Genomic DNA, 14,661 nt, shown 5'->3' with positions numbered 1-14,661 from the left:
GCGAAACAGGCCGGCAGGTCGTACATCTGCTCGAAGGAGGCAAGGACCGGGAGCAATGGACCGTCCCCGCCGTATTGAGCGACGACTTGATAGCGATCGTCAACGAGTACGACCGGATAATGCATCAGGTGCCATTGCAGGCCAGGCCGTGCTTGCGGCCACAGGGAAACTGGAACGTGTTGAGAAACATGACCCCCGTTATTTCCGTTGCATGCGCGATGACGAAGGCGCGATGCCCTGAGTAGACGCGCGAACTTTTCATCAGCAGATTGCGGCGAAAACCCGCCCCAATCGCCAGCCAGTCGCTGGCGCCTTTCTTGACGACTCTCAACCACAAAGGACCATTATGCGTTTGTTGCTTGCCGTCGTTTTCCCATGGCTTCAGTTTTTCACGATCGGACGTCCCTTTGCAGGAATCATCTGCCTGCTGCTGCAATTTACGCTGATCGGCTGGATTCCGGCCGCGATCTGGTCGGTCTATGCATTGAGCCAGTACAAGACTGACAGGAACATCGAGCGCGCTCTCGCGACTCGCGGATGAATTAACCAGTCAACGCGCTCAGTCCACGAGACACCCCATGTCTGATGTAGCCTCACAGACCGAATGGAAGCAGGATTCGCCCTATGGCTGGTCGCACCCTAGTGGCTGGACCATCGGGCGATACGTCGTCGCTGGCGTACCGCGCTTCATGCTGTGGGAGGGTCGTGACCACCGGGGCAACTTCGATAGCCTCGACGCGGCTCAGGCCCAGCACCTGCACACGAAAGCATAGGAGAATTACATGTCGACTTACCTTAAGCTCAAGACAGAGCTCGCGACGCTAGACCGCGAAATCGACAGTGCGCTCGCCAAGGAAAAGGCCGAAGCCATTCGCGAGATCTGGGCCAGGATGGAGGAGTGGCATATCCCGCTGCACGACCTTCAGGAGGCGCCGGGCCGTCGTCAACCGAGGCTCAGGCAGACCGGCGCTCAGGAGCCACAGTACAGAGACCCGTCCAGCGGAGCCATCTGGAGTGGACGTGGACGCGCGCCCGGCTGGATGGCGGGCAAAGCCCGTGCGGCCTTTGCGATTGCTCCGCCCGCGAATGCAGTAGCGGATAGCCGGTAGTCCGGCGGGGCACCATGCCCCGTGCTGTTACCATTTCGTGAAGCCCGTTCAATGATGGCGGGCGATCCAACGGAGCGATGGACAAGATGGCGTCAAGCCGGAAGCGCGCAGGCGAGAAAAAGATGGCGCGCAGGCCACTTACCAAAACGAGGCTGTTGCCGATGAGCGCCGCACTGGCGCGCGAGCGGTCACTGTCCTATCACGTCGCGCTGGACTGCTGGCGTCGCGGCCACGGCAATGGTCGCATCGTCAACGAACTTACCCGGGCGACTTACATGGCGTGGTTCCTTCAGTGCGCCGGGTATGGCGGCGAACCCGTCGAACTGTTCAAGGCCGCTGAGTGTGTCGGAGAAATCACGTTGATGAAGGCGCACGAGAGCGGTAGGCAGGACGGCTGGTCACTCGACGAAGATTGCGTCTCCACGTTCACCGCGCTTCTCGCCCTCCACGACGCCCAGCTGCGCACCGCCCCGCTGCATCAGTACGAGGGTGCCGAGCGGCGCCTGCTCGCCTTCCTGCAAGGACCCGAGCGCTCCCCCATTCCTGCTCCCATCGACTGACGGAGGAAAAGGTCATGTGTACCAGCTACGAGGCGCCCGGACAGATGGAATTCGAAGCGTTCAGCCTGTTCCCCAAACCCTCTTTTGAATACCGCCGCGAGATCAAGGATTGCGCTGCCCCGATTTTCCGCCACATCGACGGTCAGCTATCGACCGACGCTGCAAGCTTTGGAATGGTCCCACGCGAGCGGATTCCGCCCGGGGTGAAGGTCTTTGACACGATGAACGCGCGGGCCGAGACTGTCGGTCAGAAGCGCAGCTTCAGCGGAGCGTGGAACCGGCTGCAACTCGCCCTTATCCCGTGTCACAGGTTCTATGAGCCATCGTATGAGACTGGGAAGCCTGTACGCTGGTGCATCGGGCTGGCTGACGACAACGCATGTGCCATAGCGGGCCTATGGCGCGCGTGGGACAACCCGGACGGCTCGCAGAGCTTGTCCATGACCATGTTGACTGTCAATTGTCAACGCCGACGAGCATCCGTTGATGAAGCGATTTCACAAGCCCGGCGTCGAGAAGCGCGCCGTCGTCGTCCTTCCGCAATCCGAGCACGTCGACTGACTTTCGTGCCGAAGCACTGACGAAGCCAGATCTTTCCTGCGGTTGCTGCCGGCCGATGCCTTGAAGGCGGAGCCATACCCGCTTCCGCCACGCGTATGGACCGCGCCTGCCCCGAGGAGGGCGATCAACCGTCCCTTATCTAGCTGGCAGGGCCAACTCCAATCCGTGCATTTCTCGCACCGTCGGGCCAAAAAAGATCGTTCTTTGCGGATTTTCTCGGGTGCCCACTTGCCGACAGGCAGTAGTCGGCCAGGAGTCGTCATTGAGTCTCATAAACTGTGGGACATACAAGAGGCAGCTACACTCCTCAAAGCGGACAGCTGCACAAGGCGGCCCGAGCGTAAGTTATCGCTCGCGCGTGCCGGCGACAGCAGCGAGAAGCATGTCGACTGGCGCCGGCTTTGTAAAGAAGACTCGAATAAGGGCCGATATGGAGCACCGCCGCCTCCGAGGTGCTCGGCATCTTGCCCGTGGGCTGATCGGGCTGAGGGACATACCACCCGTGGTCGCATGGATGCCGACCGTGCGGAGGCGTTCACCGCTGCAGATTACTGCTTCTCGCCAGGAAGGTGTGCAGTGTGCCGCCCCAGCGCGTCGCGCGCACGGCCGGCCATGTTCGCGTCCAGCTGGTCGGCCAATACCTCGGTAAGCTGGCGCAATTTGTCCTTCGGGGATGCCGATGTTCATACTGATGCGCATGTGCGCAAGTAACTGCGGCTCCGCGCCGGGCAGTGCTGAGAGCATTGCCACGGTGGCCAGCTCGCGGCTGTGCCAATCCAGGTTGTCACGCTCGAATATGTCGCCGAAGAGATGCGCCCGAAGGAATTGATTGGCGGTTGGTGCGAAGTCGAACAAAGGACCGCTCACCGGACCACCTGACAGCTTCGTCTGATTGGCGGTTCCGGCTGCCATCAGCGCATCACCCTTCGGGACTGGGCGATTGGGTGCTCGGCCGGCAGGGTCCTGTATGCCCTGCTTTTTGCGCGCCTCCACCACTTTCATCAGTTCGCCCAGTGCATTGAGACTGCGCGGAAAGCCCGCGTAGGCGTAGACCTGGATCAGGACTTCCTGGACATCACTTACGGTCAGCCCGGCATGAAGCCCTTGGCTCAGAGCAGTGTTCAACCTGGCGATGTTGCCTGCAGCGGCAAAAGCCGCAATAGGCACAATGGCCTGCTGGCGGACGTTGAGGGTTTCTGAAGTGCTGGACGCTGTCCTTTGGGATTGGGTCACGGTGCGTTTCCGTCTATTGGCTACGTGTGCCGGTGTGGGACGACGCTTTTTACCCCGTTGCAGATCGCGCCCACCATGAGGAGCATGGCGCTACGCTTGGTGCTTTGCCGCTTCCCCTCTTAAGGTGGCGCTGAGCGGGAAAGCTGCATCTCGTATGCGGTGCGTCCGAGCGTCCGCAACCACCGGCACAGATGCGTTCACTTTTCCGCCAGGCCCTCAACGATGTAGGCCCGGGTGTTGCCGGACCGATGGCGGATGGGAATGATGGCCTGATAGGCGGGAGAGTTGTACCAAGCTTGTGCCCGAGCCAGTGAATCGAACTTGATCATGACCAGGCGCCCTTGCGCGCCAAAGCCCTCTTTCACGTCCAGTTCACTGCCGCGAACGATGTAGCGACCGCTGAACGGCCTGAACGTCGATTCCACCTTGGCACTGTAGGGTTTGATGCCCTCGGAATCGGTCGCCTGAAACTCAGCAACGTAGTACGCCGGCCTCGCAGCCGTGGAGGCCTGAGCCTGAACTGACAGGTGGCTCAAGCAGAGGGCCGTGCCCAGCAGGGCCCTAAACAAGAGAGACATCATCTCTTTCATGGCAATCCTTTTCTTCCAATCTGACCAGCTTGCGTTACGGCTGACCGCTCATTTTCTTGAAGATTAGCGGCATCGTCTCTGCATCCAAGGCTTCCATGTCCACCAGTCGCAGCGACTTCACCATCCCCAACGTCGAACTCTTGTACTTCTGGAAATGCGGCGACTTTATATGCGCATCGTAGGCATCGCTGTTAGCGTAAACTTCCAGAATCCTGACCTGCGTTGGATTGTCCTTTTGAGCGGTCGGGAAGATGCACAGCACCCCCGGTTCAAGGCGCACGGAGGTCTGAGCCTCCTCATTCAGAATGCGCTGATATTCTTCAAGATGGTGATCAGATATCTCGATTTCCGAGATGCGCACTAACATTTTCGGCTCCTGCGCATAGACGTTACTGTGTTTACCCAACAACACCAGCGTGGACATCACCACGAGTACGAAGACGGTACGGCGGCGGTATTCCATGAACAGACTGTTCATATATCGTTTTTCATTTGACGTTTGTCCAGGACAACATTTCCGAGGGCGGTGGCGTGTTCGCGAGACACGGCCACCCTTCCGCTCCGGTGGTCGAAACAATCAGCTTCGAGGCGGCGTGATCGTCGGCGGCTGTTCCGGAAGCGGCGGCACGATCCCATCGACCGGATGCGGGGCATACGGCGCTTCCAGTGCGGCAATTTCGTCCTGCGTCAGTGAGAAGTCTAGTGCGCCGATGGCGGCGGCAAGATGCTCAGGTTTTGTTGCGCCGACGATTGGAGCCGTGATGCCCGGCTTCGACAGCAGCCAGGCCAGCGCAACGTGCGCGCGCGGCACCTGGCGAACTTCGGCGATACGTGCCACGACTTCGACCACCTTCTGATCTTGGACTTCCGCGTTCTGATACATTTTCAGCGCGAAGGCATCGTTCTGCGTGCGGCGAGTGGTTTCGCTCCAGTCGCGCGTCAGCCTGCCACGAGCCATCGGGCTCCACGGAATAACCCCGACGCCCTGATCGGCGCAAAGGGGCAACATCTCGCGCTCCTCTTCCCGATAAAGAAGATTGTATTGTGGCTGCATGGAGATAAAACGCGTCCACCCGTTGCGTTCGGCAGTGTGCTGCATTTTCGCGAAGCGCCATGCCTCCATGGACGAGGCACCGATGTACCGGGCTTTTCCCGCCTTCACGATGTCGTGCAGCGCCTCCATCGTTTCCTCGATAGGCGTGCCGTGGTCGAAGCGGTGAATCTGATAGAGGTCAACATAATCCATCCCGAGCCGGCTCAGGCTGTCGTCGATCGACTGCAGCAGCGCCTTGCGCGAGAGAAACCCGGTATTGGGCGAGTTACGCCAGGGAAAGAAGGCCTTGGTGGCGACGACGATCTCTTCGCGCCGTGCCATGTCGCTGAGCGCCCGCCCCGTGATCTCTTCCGAACTTCCGCCCGAATAGATATTTGCAGTGTCGAAGAAATTGATACCCGCTTCGAGGGCTTGCCGAAAGAACGGACGAGATGCCTCTTCATCCAGTGACCAGGATTGAGGCAGGCGGTTCGGCTCCCCATAGCTCATGCAGCCAAGGCAAAGGCGTGACACTTTCAGGCCTGTTCGGCCAAGGTTGACATATTCCATATTCATCTCTCAATGATCTGTGGAAACACCAATGGCATGCGGCTGGGAGCCCGTGGCTTGTCTTCTACAGCCGACCCATCAACAACGGACTGGCGTCGCGATGCACGCTGCCGAGCCGCTCAAGCGTCGCCAGACGCGAAAAGCGACTCCCAACCAACAAACGGGCCGAGCGGAATGATCTCCCAGTCGATGAGACCGACCTTGGCGAGTGGAAACTCAGCCAGGACTTGCCTTGCGGCATCTACTGAATCGCTCTCGGCAATGATCGCGACGCCAGGACGATCCTGACGAAAGTAAATGTCGCGCACAAAGCCAGATTTATAGAGTCTCCAGCCGTAGCGCGCCTCTTCCACGAGGTGCGGCCGATACTTTTCCGGGCTGGCACCAGGCAGCGGTATGTCGAGACAAAGAAATTTCATCGCCCGGCTCCTGCCATGAACTGCCCGGCCACTTGGGCAACGCGCTGGCCGAGATAGGCAGCCGTATCCAGATCGCTTCTGATGGGAGAGAGCTCTGGCGACTCGTCATTCGATTGCGCCATCGCACCGAGCCAACCGCCGACACGATTCTTCTCCTCCGGCGACTTGCCAGGAAAGACGTCCAGGCCTACGCAGATCATGCCGTGCTGGGCGGCGAACAAGGCCATCGTGACGAGTGAATTCAGCTTGTCGCCGTGCATGGCCCCCGAATTCGTGAAGCCAGCGGCAATCTTGTTGCGCCATGACTGCGGAATCCACGCTGAGCGAGTCGAGTCCTCCATCACCTTTTTGAGCCGCGCGCTAATGGTGCCGTTGTAGGTGGGCGAACCAAGATGATAGCGTCGCTGGCAGCCAGCTTCTCCCACGGCGCATCGCCGTCCGCAACGGCGATCATTTGTGCCTGCGCTCCGGCCACTCGCCGAGCACCGTCTGCAACTGCTTGAGCTTGCTTTGCGGTGTGGCCGTAGCCGCTGTCATACAGGACGGTAATCAGCATTTGGTTTTTACGCTCTATGAGTAGGCAATTCCGCATTTTTGACCACTACAAGCCATTACCGGAAGTTCTGGGCTGGTTGAATCACCATCAACTCTCAGTTTAGAATCTTTGTCCGCTGCGGAAGGCGTATTGGGTGTTTGGAGGATGGCATGGATTCTTCACAGCGCGTTCGAGCAATCATTTCGCTTGCTCAAGCCGTGGACGCCGGCAGTTTCGCGGCGGCCGGTCGGCTGCTGGGCGTCACGTCGGCGGCCGTGAGTAAGAATGTGGCGGGCTTGGAAAAAGCATTGGGCGTGCGATTGATGAATCGGACGACCCGCAACCTGAAGTTGACTGAAGAAGGCGAGGCATTTCTCCGGCAAGCGCGGGTTGCTCTGGAGGCGCTTGATGCCGCAATTGATACGGTTGCCGTACAGCGAGCAGCGCCTAGCGGACGAGTTCGCATTTCGACAAGTTCGGCCTTCGGGCGCAATCACGTGCTCCCGGCCTTACCGGCATTGCTGGCTCGCCATCCCCACCTGTCCATCGAGGTCGATTTTGACGACCGGGTCATCGATATCGTCCGGGACGGGTACGACATTGCCGTGAGGGGTGGCAACATCCCGGATTCTGCCCTTGTGACGCGTCCCATCTGTCGCTTGAATGCGGTGCTGGTTGCCTCTCCTGAGTACTTGGCAAGGCATGGCGCGCCGCGAGCGCCTGAAGCATTGCAAGCGCATCGTCTCATCGCGCGGAGGTTCCTGAGCGGTCACGTTGCGCCGTGGAATTTCAAGGCCGACGACGGAAGCATCACTACACTCGACCCTGGGAACAAAGCAATGCTAACGCTTTCAGCGCCTGAATCGCTGGTCCAGGCAGCGTGCGATGGCGTTGGGATTGCTGAAGTCGGGGTCCATCTTGCTCTGGATCATCTGCGTTCCGGCTCATTGAAAATAGTCCTTCATGAGTTCCACCAGCCCGGAACATACGAAATGGTGATGCAGTACCCCCATCGCGCACTCATGGCGCCACGGGTGCAAGTCACCTTGAAACATCTGCTGGAAGCGCTCACGGCAGATAAGAAACTGCATTTACCAATGGATGCGTTGGATGCATACGCCGTGGAAATGGATAGCTGACATCCATCAACGCGTTATCTAGACGCCTCAGGAAACTTTTGCTTTCATGTCGGGCATGCACGATGACCTGAAATTCCTCGGGAGCGACCGATGAATACCCCATTACCGACGTTGCCAACAGGGATCGGTGACGGGCTGCTTCGGCTCGACTGCGGAAGCTCAGCACCACGGGAGGACCGCGGGTCACCGACCGACGACGAACTTCCGGGTCCGGCCAGGTACGGTCATCCGCCCGTGCATTCGCAAGGACACCCGAACGTCAGCTGAACCTTGGAAGCCGCCGTTAAGGCCGCGCCGGGGCGACGACTTGTCCGGGTCTTCAGGTGTTTTGTTTATTGAAGTTTGTCGGTGTCGTACACGCAACCTAAACTTATTGGGTTGTTCTGTCCTTGGTTCGGATCCGAACGTTTCCTCGTCCCGAGGAGGTCACTATGCAGCCCAACGCCCATACAAGGCGCGATAGCAGACTTCGTCGAACGTTCGTATTCGCCTTCCTGGCTACGCTGACGGTGGCGCCAGCCGGCGCCCTTGCAGGGCCCGAGGTCACCGGCGGGTCGGCCGATATGCTCCTGTCGGCGTCGCCACGCCCGACAGTCACGCAAAGCCAGTTGGACACCGCCGCGTCCAACGTGGCGGACTGGCTGCTTCCCAACGGCTCGTATGATCAGACGCGCTACTACCCGGGCGCACAGATCAATACCACGAACGTGGCGAAACTGAAGCCGGCATTTGTCTTCCAGACGGCGGTCAACGGACCACTCGAAACCTCACCGTTGGTGGTGAACGGCGTGATGTTCCTGACCACGTCGTTCGATCATGTCTATGCGATCGATGCGGCGACCGGCCGGGAGTTATGGCACTACCAGCACAAGTTGGGACCCGTTACTGCCTTCTGCTGCGGACCGACCAACCACGGCGTGGCGATCTACGGCGACAAACTATTCATGGGCACGCTCGACGCAAAGCTGATTGCGCTCGACGCCGGGACTGGCAAGCTCCTGTGGGAAACCGAGGTCGGCGATCCCGAGCTGGGCTACAGCGAGAAGATGGCGCCGATTGTGGTCGATGGCAAGGTACTGATTGGCACCAACGGGGGTGAGTACGGCGTTCGCGGCTTCGTGAAAGCGTTCGACGCCAGCACAGGTCAACTGCTTTGGACCTTCTACACGATTCCCGAATCCGGACAGGAAGGCGTGTGGGCGACCAGGGATGCGACCGGCCGGGACCTTAAACGCAATATCGATGCCGAGAAGAAGCAACTTGCTGAGAAGGGTAGCGACTTCTACAAGACGCTCGGCGGCGGCGTGTGGATGACGCCAGCGATCGACCGGAAAACGCGCACGGTGTACTTCGTGGTTGGGAACCCCTCGCCTGACTTTTATGGCGCAATACGTCCCGGCGACAATCTGTTTACCGACTCGATGGTGGCGGTCGACCTCGACACCGGCAAGTACAAGTGGCACTACCAGTACATCCCGCATGACGTGTGGGACCTCGACGCGGCGAGCCCGCCAATCCTGGTGGATGTGCGCGACCGCGACGGACGCATGGTATCTGGGGTAATCCATGCCGGAAAGACCGGGCATGTCTATGTGCATGATCGCGCATCGGGCCAGTTAATCCGCTTCTCGCCGGCGATGATCCCGCAAGAGAACATGTGGACGCTGCCAACGCCGCTGGGCGCGCACATGCTGCCGGGTGCGAACGGCGGAGTCAATTGGTCGCCGACGGCGTACAGCCCCGAGACGCGTCTCGTGTATGCGGCCAACCTGCATCGTCCGTTGACATACCAGGTCGAGGACACGCCGTATCCGGGCGGCGGCAAGATGTGGCTTGGCGGTTCATTCAAGACCATTCCGAGCGAACAGCAGTGGGGCAAGCTCGCAGCGGTGAACGTCGACACCGGGAAGATCGTCTGGTCGTTTAAAACCGATCAGCCGCTGATCGGCGGCGTATTGGTGACGGCGGGCAATCTCGTCTTCAATGGAGAAGGCAACGGCCTGTTTCGCGCATTTGATGCGCGCACCGGCAAGAAGTTGTGGGAGTTCCAGTGCGGCGCCGGCGTCAACGCCCCAGCGGTGTCGTACTCGGTGCACGGCAAGCAATATGTGGCGGTTGCGGCGGGCGGCAACCAGCTACTCGACTACAAGCGCGGCGACGCGATTGTTGTGTTCGCGCTGCCGTAATGCGCACGCACTGCCTGCGCTAGAGGCTCTCCAACTGCCAAGCGGCGTCGCATACGGTCCAGCGTGTTGGTCTTCCGTGCTGCTGGCTCGAAGATCCCATTGCGCCACCGGCGTGTGGCCCGCACGCTTGGATGGAGTTACGAAGGTCGGTAATACTCCGCGAAGCAGCCGTTGACGCGGCGCCGCGTCGAACGGCGGCAGTGGGTCGCGTGATGCCGATCGCAGGCCAGCGGGGTTCAAGCTGCGTATGCAAAGTGCATGAATCGGCACCCGGCCAGGACGAGACATTAACATCGGGCCGCTGGATGACCGGTCCCCGGTGTGTTGCGGACGCCGATTCCAGGACTGATCGCACCGCCCGAAATCTGGCGCCCGGTCGAAGAATTGCCAATACCCGCTTCGGCCTATTCTATTGGGACAGAAGAATTTAGCAGTCAGGAGCCGAGACCAGTTGGTACTGGATTAAGGCCGAATCTAACGGGAATTGCTTCGCTCCCTTCGTCTATAAAAGAAGCATCGGGGCCGCTATGGCCGTAACCCATGCTTCTCCCCGCCCGCTGGCGGCACATCCGCGGCAGCCGGAAATGTTCCCCTTGATCTAGTCAATGACGAGGAGCGCGCGCTACTTCAAACGTAGTGCAACCAGGAGTGCATCATGATTGACCCCACCATTGCAGCAGCGATTATCAGTGCGTCCGGTGGTCTGCTGGGGAAACTCCTTGAGCTTGCAGGAAAAACCGACCCTCCTACTGAGTTGGCAAAGAAAACCATTGACAAGACATACGATAAATTGCAGGCCGCCATTACCACCAACTCGCTACGAGTACTTATCGCATTGCGCAACGTTGGTGCAAAACAATCGTCCGGAATGATTTTGCCCGCCGTAAAAGAAATGCAGCAACGGCAGGAACCAGGGGGTGATGCGTTCGAGGCTGACCTGGATTTATCTGTGCTTGTTGGGACTGATCCAGATTACGTTCAACGAATATGCAACCACCCAACTCGGCATTGCGTTCATCAACCGAGCAGCCGGAGACAGATCAAACTACTCATTGGCTTTCGTATAGTTCCTCGTGTCCCTGCTTTGCAAGCCTGTGTGATGCGCTCATTGCGGGCCGACGGCACGCCGATAACCAACCCGCCGAAGGGACCGCGACCGTGGCGGAGTGCAAGGTATCACTGACTAAAGCTCCAATGTCGCTGCTGCGCTGCTTCTTCCTGCGGCGAAGCGTGCGGTGACGCAGCGCGAACCTCGACGCAGGAGTGCCTACGGAGTTGTACGACAACCAAGGAGAAGCTCCAATGGCTATCGCTCCCCTTCGCTGCCATACCCGATCGCTCAAGAACGCGCGACACCTGCAGCAGCACGCACCTGAGCTCTTTGCCATCGATGCAGATCTCGAGGGCTTTGGAACTGGCGTTCCCATCCCATTGCTGCGTGCGCTTCATCGCATCCACCCGGATGCTCCCGCACTTCGCCGGCACAAGGCGATCGCAGAAGTGCTGCGCGCGCATCCGTTCCCGACAGTGCGCCCGCCCAAACGGGACGCGCTCTTCAGCGGCACAGTCCACTTGGCGCAGATCACTTTCAACACGTCTGGCGGAAGCAAGGTTGTCTCGACGGCCGACATGAATCAGATCGTGGCGTACGCCAAGCACGCAATCGTTCCGATCCAGGAATATTGCTCGTTGTATGGCCAGAACGAGGCAGCGATTTCGTCGACGCTGCTGACGAAGACAGTTAGCCTCAACGGCACCAGTTTCAACAACGATGACCTCAAGGGTTGGGTGAACTCGCTGAAGAGCAACAACGGATTGGGCGACGACTCGTGCATCTTCGTCGTGGTACCCAGCGGCGTTTCCGCCAAAGACGTGAGCGGCAACGCGGGTTATCACGACAAGGCCGATATCCCGTACATCGTTGCAGGCGTCTTCTCCACGGGCCTCACGCTCGCCGACACGGCCGATGTCTATGCAATGGTGGTAAGCCACGAGATCGCCGAGATGATTGTGGATCCCGCGGCTGGTGGCGGTGATCCCGAGGTCTGCGACCCGTGCGACCTCAATTGCAAGAATCTCACGCGCATCTATTTCGACGCCTCCGACAACTTCGTCGGATTCAATCAGGCCACGCCGCCCGGTGGCTTCACGTTTGCATACTACATATGCGCGATCGTGAAGCCTGCAGGCGCAGCAGATTGCCCTGCATCCGGGGCCAATTGCGGCTACGCGCCTCTCGACCAGGCATGCACCCTCATCGTTGACAAGAGTACCTACGGCGAAGACGAAGTGCGGGTTCAGCTTCCGGGCACGGCGCAGTACCCGAATGCGTACTGGGTGGCCTTGGACGGTTTCACCGGCGCCGAACTCGGTTTCAATTCCTTCGCCGATCTGTTCAAGCCGACGCCAACTCCCGCACCGGTCATCACGATTACCGCGGATCCACTGCTCAACCCCACTCTCACGGGTCCTCAGATCTCCGCGATCAATGTGAACCTTCCAACCGTCGGAAGGTTCACGGCACCCGTGATCCCTGCGGACCCGACATTTTCATCGGTCACGCAGCTATTCCTCTACCCGTACACGATTTCCTTCGCGAGCGACGCGGCCTTCGAACAGCTCGGGCTCGATCAGTCCGTGACGCTTACGCTCACAGCCACTTTCTCGGTCGGCTCGATCACACGCAACGACTCGGCCGCGCTCGTACTGACCAAAGGCGAGAATCCGTTCCTCACGAATGTGAACCCCGCGGTTCCCACGCAGCCTGCCTGGCTAAGCTTCGATCTGCGCTTTTTTAAGGTGGCAGTACCGAACGGCGGCACCGCGAGCCGCTTCGGCGCGACGATGACCACCAATGCGGCCGACGCAACTACCTTTATCGCTTCGGTCATTCAGAACCTGACCACTAACGATGGAAACGTGTCGGGGGACAGCTTCGACAACCTTGAACAAGACGAGAAGCGCTCGGCACTCGAGTTCTTGCAAAAGGATGACGACGGCAACTTCGTATTCAACTTCGCCGTTGCGCGCGTGCGCCTTCTCGGCAAGACACCGGGCGTCCAGGCCACGAACGTACGTGTGTTCTTCCGATTGCTGAACGCGCAGACCACCTTGACCGACTTCGACCCGAACACGACTTATCGCACTGCCTCCGATGGCGCACTGAACGGCCATAAGATTGCGTTGCTGGGCGTGCGCGACAACGAGTACGTCACGGTTCCGTGCTTCGCGTCGCCGCGCGTAAACCTCGCCTCGCCCGCAGACATGAGCACGCAGAACGACCCACCGAACGCGAAGAACATCGTCGTGAATCCGGGTGTCGAAGTGGACACGTTCTACGGTTGCTGGATCGACGTCAATCAGCCCCAGCAATCTTTCCTTCCTGCGGCGCCGCCCGGGGGTAACCCGGACGGTGGCTGGAACGGCATCGCGCTCTCGTCGATCAATCAAGTCATTACGCGCGCCCCGCACCAGTGCCTCGTGGCCGAGATCAGCTACGACGACACACCGATTCCGATCGGGGCGGACGCCGGAAAAAGCGACAAGCTCGCGCAGCGCAACATCGCGTGGATCCATGGGCCTAATCCTGGGCTGATTGAATCGCGTCGCATGCCGCATCCTGTCGAAATCAAGCCGTCAGCGCCGGGTGCCGATTCACCTGACGAGCTGATGATTTTCTGGGGCAACACGCCGGCCGGCAGTTTCGCGAGCTTGTATCTTCCCGCCGTGAGCGCCACCGAAGTCGTCGGGCTCGCAGGGCAGTTGTACGCCAGCCATCGCCTCTCGGTTGACGATGCGCACACGATCGGCTTCCCGGCGGAAGGCGTGACGTTTGTGCCTCTGCCGGAGGGCACTGCCGCGAATGCCGGCTTGCTCACGGTGGAGTTGCCGCCCGGCATCGAGAAAGGTGATGCGTACACGATCCAGGTGCGCCAGATCACCGATGCGGAGCTCGAGCCGCCTCCGATCATCGCTCGCGGGGCGCGGCTCGCAGCGCGGGGCAAGAACACCATCGATTGGCGACGCACGAGCGGCCAGTTCCAGTTCAACGTAGTCATCCGCACGCGCGAGCAGCTACTGTATCGCGAGGAGCGGCTGCTCGCGTGGCTTAAGTGGATCTCGCAAAGCATCTCCGCCGTCAGCCGTTGGCGGCCGGTGTGGGATCGTTATCTCGCCCTCATCGGCGGACGCGTGGACGGCTTTGGGGGTGACCCGAATACCGTTCTCCCATCACCGACGGGTACGGTACCGAAGCCGCCCGCGCACCATCCTCCCCATCATCCGCCGCACGAGGTACCGTGCCCAACGGAAGAGCGCACCGCGCACACAGGCAAGGTGTCGGGGCTCGTCTACGACCGCTTCGGCGATTTCGAGGGGTTCGTGCTGCTGGATCTCTGCGGGGTGGAGCACCGCTATCACGCCCGAGAGCATGCCGTGGAAAGGATCGTGCGCAGTGCCTGGACCGAGCGCTCGGTGATTACGGTATTTTCGCCCCGCCATGACCCGCAGGAGCCGGCGGCGATCGTAGTACAGAGTGCGCCGGAGCCGTTCCAGCACTGAGGGGCAGCAGGTTCGAGGCGATCGCAGCCGGCAATATTGGAGCCGGCTCGAGGCGCAAGGTTGTGATGCGTTTCGGACCAGTGCGGATTTGACATAACAGCCGGATGTCAACCTCGAAGCGGAACCGAGGGACCGGCGGGCGTCAGTCAGTGCCAACCAGGCGAAG

Annotated in this window: 14 protein-coding genes and 2 pseudogenes; 9 read left to right on the top strand and 7 right to left on the bottom strand. The window is 60.0% G+C overall.

The window, feature by feature from the left end:
* Nucleotides 1–124: 124 nt before the first annotated feature.
* Nucleotides 125–436: a hypothetical protein gene (locus BJG93_RS34120; RefSeq protein ID WP_162162786.1), complete on the bottom strand. Its 312-nt coding sequence runs from the start codon at nucleotides 434–436 to the stop codon at nucleotides 125–127.
* Between BJG93_RS34120 and BJG93_RS34115 the strand changes: the two genes are divergently transcribed.
* From BJG93_RS34115 to BJG93_RS34095, 5 genes are all read left to right on the top strand, one after another.
* Complete coding sequence (locus BJG93_RS34115; protein WP_027196604.1) at nucleotides 347–541, top strand: YqaE/Pmp3 family membrane protein; 195 nt, start codon at nucleotides 347–349, stop codon at nucleotides 539–541. The two genes, BJG93_RS34120 and BJG93_RS34115, sit on opposite strands and share 90 nt — an antisense overlap.
* Nucleotides 542–578: 37 nt before the next feature.
* Complete coding sequence (locus BJG93_RS34110) at nucleotides 579–773, top strand: hypothetical protein (RefSeq protein WP_027196605.1); 195 nt, start codon at nucleotides 579–581, stop codon at nucleotides 771–773.
* Between the two features lie 9 nt (nucleotides 774–782).
* Entirely contained in the window at nucleotides 783–1,109 is a 327-nt protein-coding gene (locus tag BJG93_RS34105; RefSeq protein ID WP_034478923.1) for an H-NS histone family protein, read from the top strand.
* A gap of 77 nt (nucleotides 1,110–1,186) precedes the next feature.
* Nucleotides 1,187–1,669, top strand: coding sequence for a hypothetical protein (locus BJG93_RS34100; protein ID WP_231337713.1), 483 nt, complete (start codon nucleotides 1,187–1,189; stop codon nucleotides 1,667–1,669).
* Nucleotides 1,670–1,683: 14 nt separating this feature from the next.
* Nucleotides 1,684–2,250 (top strand): SOS response-associated peptidase family protein, encoded by a 567-nt coding sequence (locus BJG93_RS34095; protein ID WP_322786947.1) that lies wholly within the window; start codon nucleotides 1,684–1,686, stop codon nucleotides 2,248–2,250.
* Nucleotides 2,251–2,778: 528 nt separating this feature from the next.
* On the opposite strand, the pseudogene BJG93_RS34090 reads toward BJG93_RS34095, so the two are convergent.
* The 6 genes and pseudogenes from BJG93_RS34090 to BJG93_RS34065 form a co-directional block, all read right to left on the bottom strand.
* Nucleotides 2,779–3,463, bottom strand: a pseudogene (locus tag BJG93_RS34090) (carboxymuconolactone decarboxylase family protein).
* A 197-nt stretch (nucleotides 3,464–3,660) separates the two neighbouring features.
* Nucleotides 3,661–4,053, bottom strand: coding sequence for a DUF1330 domain-containing protein (locus BJG93_RS34085; RefSeq protein ID WP_202904071.1), 393 nt, complete (start codon nucleotides 4,051–4,053; stop codon nucleotides 3,661–3,663).
* 34 nt (nucleotides 4,054–4,087) lie between these two features.
* Nucleotides 4,088–4,531: a putative quinol monooxygenase gene (locus tag BJG93_RS34080; protein WP_231337712.1), complete on the bottom strand. Its 444-nt coding sequence runs from the start codon at nucleotides 4,529–4,531 to the stop codon at nucleotides 4,088–4,090.
* A gap of 99 nt (nucleotides 4,532–4,630) precedes the next feature.
* A complete protein-coding gene (locus tag BJG93_RS34075) occupies nucleotides 4,631–5,656 on the bottom strand; it encodes an aldo/keto reductase (protein WP_027196609.1) in 1,026 nt (341 codons plus the stop codon).
* 119 nt (nucleotides 5,657–5,775) lie between these two features.
* Nucleotides 5,776–6,075: a hypothetical protein gene (locus BJG93_RS34070; protein ID WP_027196610.1), complete on the bottom strand. Its 300-nt coding sequence runs from the start codon at nucleotides 6,073–6,075 to the stop codon at nucleotides 5,776–5,778.
* Nucleotides 6,072–6,631, bottom strand: a pseudogene (locus BJG93_RS34065) (flavodoxin family protein). The gene BJG93_RS34070 and the pseudogene BJG93_RS34065 overlap by 4 nt, the downstream one beginning before the upstream one ends.
* A gap of 149 nt (nucleotides 6,632–6,780) precedes the next feature.
* Between BJG93_RS34065 and BJG93_RS34060 the strand changes: the two are divergent.
* The 4 genes from BJG93_RS34060 (at nucleotide 6,781) to BJG93_RS34045 (ending at nucleotide 14,495) form a co-directional block, all read left to right on the top strand.
* Nucleotides 6,781–7,749, top strand: a complete 969-nt coding sequence (locus BJG93_RS34060) for a LysR family transcriptional regulator (RefSeq protein WP_027196611.1) — start codon at nucleotides 6,781–6,783, stop codon at nucleotides 7,747–7,749.
* 431 nt (nucleotides 7,750–8,180) lie between these two features.
* A complete protein-coding gene (locus BJG93_RS34055; RefSeq protein WP_231337711.1) occupies nucleotides 8,181–9,935 on the top strand; it encodes a pyrroloquinoline quinone-dependent dehydrogenase in 1,755 nt (584 codons plus the stop codon).
* 655 nt (nucleotides 9,936–10,590) lie between these two features.
* Nucleotides 10,591–11,118 (top strand): hypothetical protein, encoded by a 528-nt coding sequence (locus BJG93_RS34050; RefSeq protein ID WP_154671790.1) that lies wholly within the window; start codon nucleotides 10,591–10,593, stop codon nucleotides 11,116–11,118.
* 119 nt (nucleotides 11,119–11,237) lie between these two features.
* Entirely contained in the window at nucleotides 11,238–14,495 is a 3,258-nt protein-coding gene (locus tag BJG93_RS34045) for a hypothetical protein (RefSeq protein WP_154671791.1), read from the top strand.
* Nucleotides 14,496–14,661 lie beyond the last annotated feature (166 nt).

It is taken from the genome of Paraburkholderia sprentiae WSM5005, assembly GCF_001865575.2.
GTDB lineage: Bacteria > Pseudomonadota > Gammaproteobacteria > Burkholderiales > Burkholderiaceae > Paraburkholderia > Paraburkholderia sprentiae.
This window is presented reverse-complemented; position numbering and strand designations above follow the sequence as displayed.

Excerpts from the sequence above, each read along its gene's own strand:
- BJG93_RS34115 (WP_027196604.1), top strand. The coding sequence starts at position 347 with ATGCGTTTGTTGCTTGCCGTCGTTTTCCCATGGCTTCAGTTTTTCACG.
- BJG93_RS34110 (WP_027196605.1), top strand. The coding sequence starts at position 579 with ATGTCTGATGTAGCCTCACAGACCGAATGGAAGCAGGATTCGCCCTAT.
- BJG93_RS34105 (WP_034478923.1), top strand. The coding sequence starts at position 783 with ATGTCGACTTACCTTAAGCTCAAGACAGAGCTCGCGACGCTAGACCGC.
- BJG93_RS34100 (WP_231337713.1), top strand. The coding sequence starts at position 1,187 with ATGGACAAGATGGCGTCAAGCCGGAAGCGCGCAGGCGAGAAAAAGATG.
- BJG93_RS34095 (WP_322786947.1), top strand. The coding sequence starts at position 1,684 with ATGTGTACCAGCTACGAGGCGCCCGGACAGATGGAATTCGAAGCGTTC.
- BJG93_RS34085 (WP_202904071.1), bottom strand. The coding sequence starts at position 4,053 with ATGAAAGAGATGATGTCTCTCTTGTTTAGGGCCCTGCTGGGCACGGCC.
- BJG93_RS34080 (WP_231337712.1), bottom strand. The coding sequence starts at position 4,531 with ATGAACAGTCTGTTCATGGAATACCGCCGCCGTACCGTCTTCGTACTC.
- BJG93_RS34075 (WP_027196609.1), bottom strand. The coding sequence starts at position 5,656 with ATGGAATATGTCAACCTTGGCCGAACAGGCCTGAAAGTGTCACGCCTT.
- BJG93_RS34070 (WP_027196610.1), bottom strand. The coding sequence starts at position 6,075 with ATGAAATTTCTTTGTCTCGACATACCGCTGCCTGGTGCCAGCCCGGAA.
- BJG93_RS34060 (WP_027196611.1), top strand. The coding sequence starts at position 6,781 with ATGGATTCTTCACAGCGCGTTCGAGCAATCATTTCGCTTGCTCAAGCC.
- BJG93_RS34055 (WP_231337711.1), top strand. The coding sequence starts at position 8,181 with ATGCAGCCCAACGCCCATACAAGGCGCGATAGCAGACTTCGTCGAACG.
- BJG93_RS34050 (WP_154671790.1), top strand. The coding sequence starts at position 10,591 with ATGATTGACCCCACCATTGCAGCAGCGATTATCAGTGCGTCCGGTGGT.
- BJG93_RS34045 (WP_154671791.1), top strand. The coding sequence starts at position 11,238 with ATGGCTATCGCTCCCCTTCGCTGCCATACCCGATCGCTCAAGAACGCG.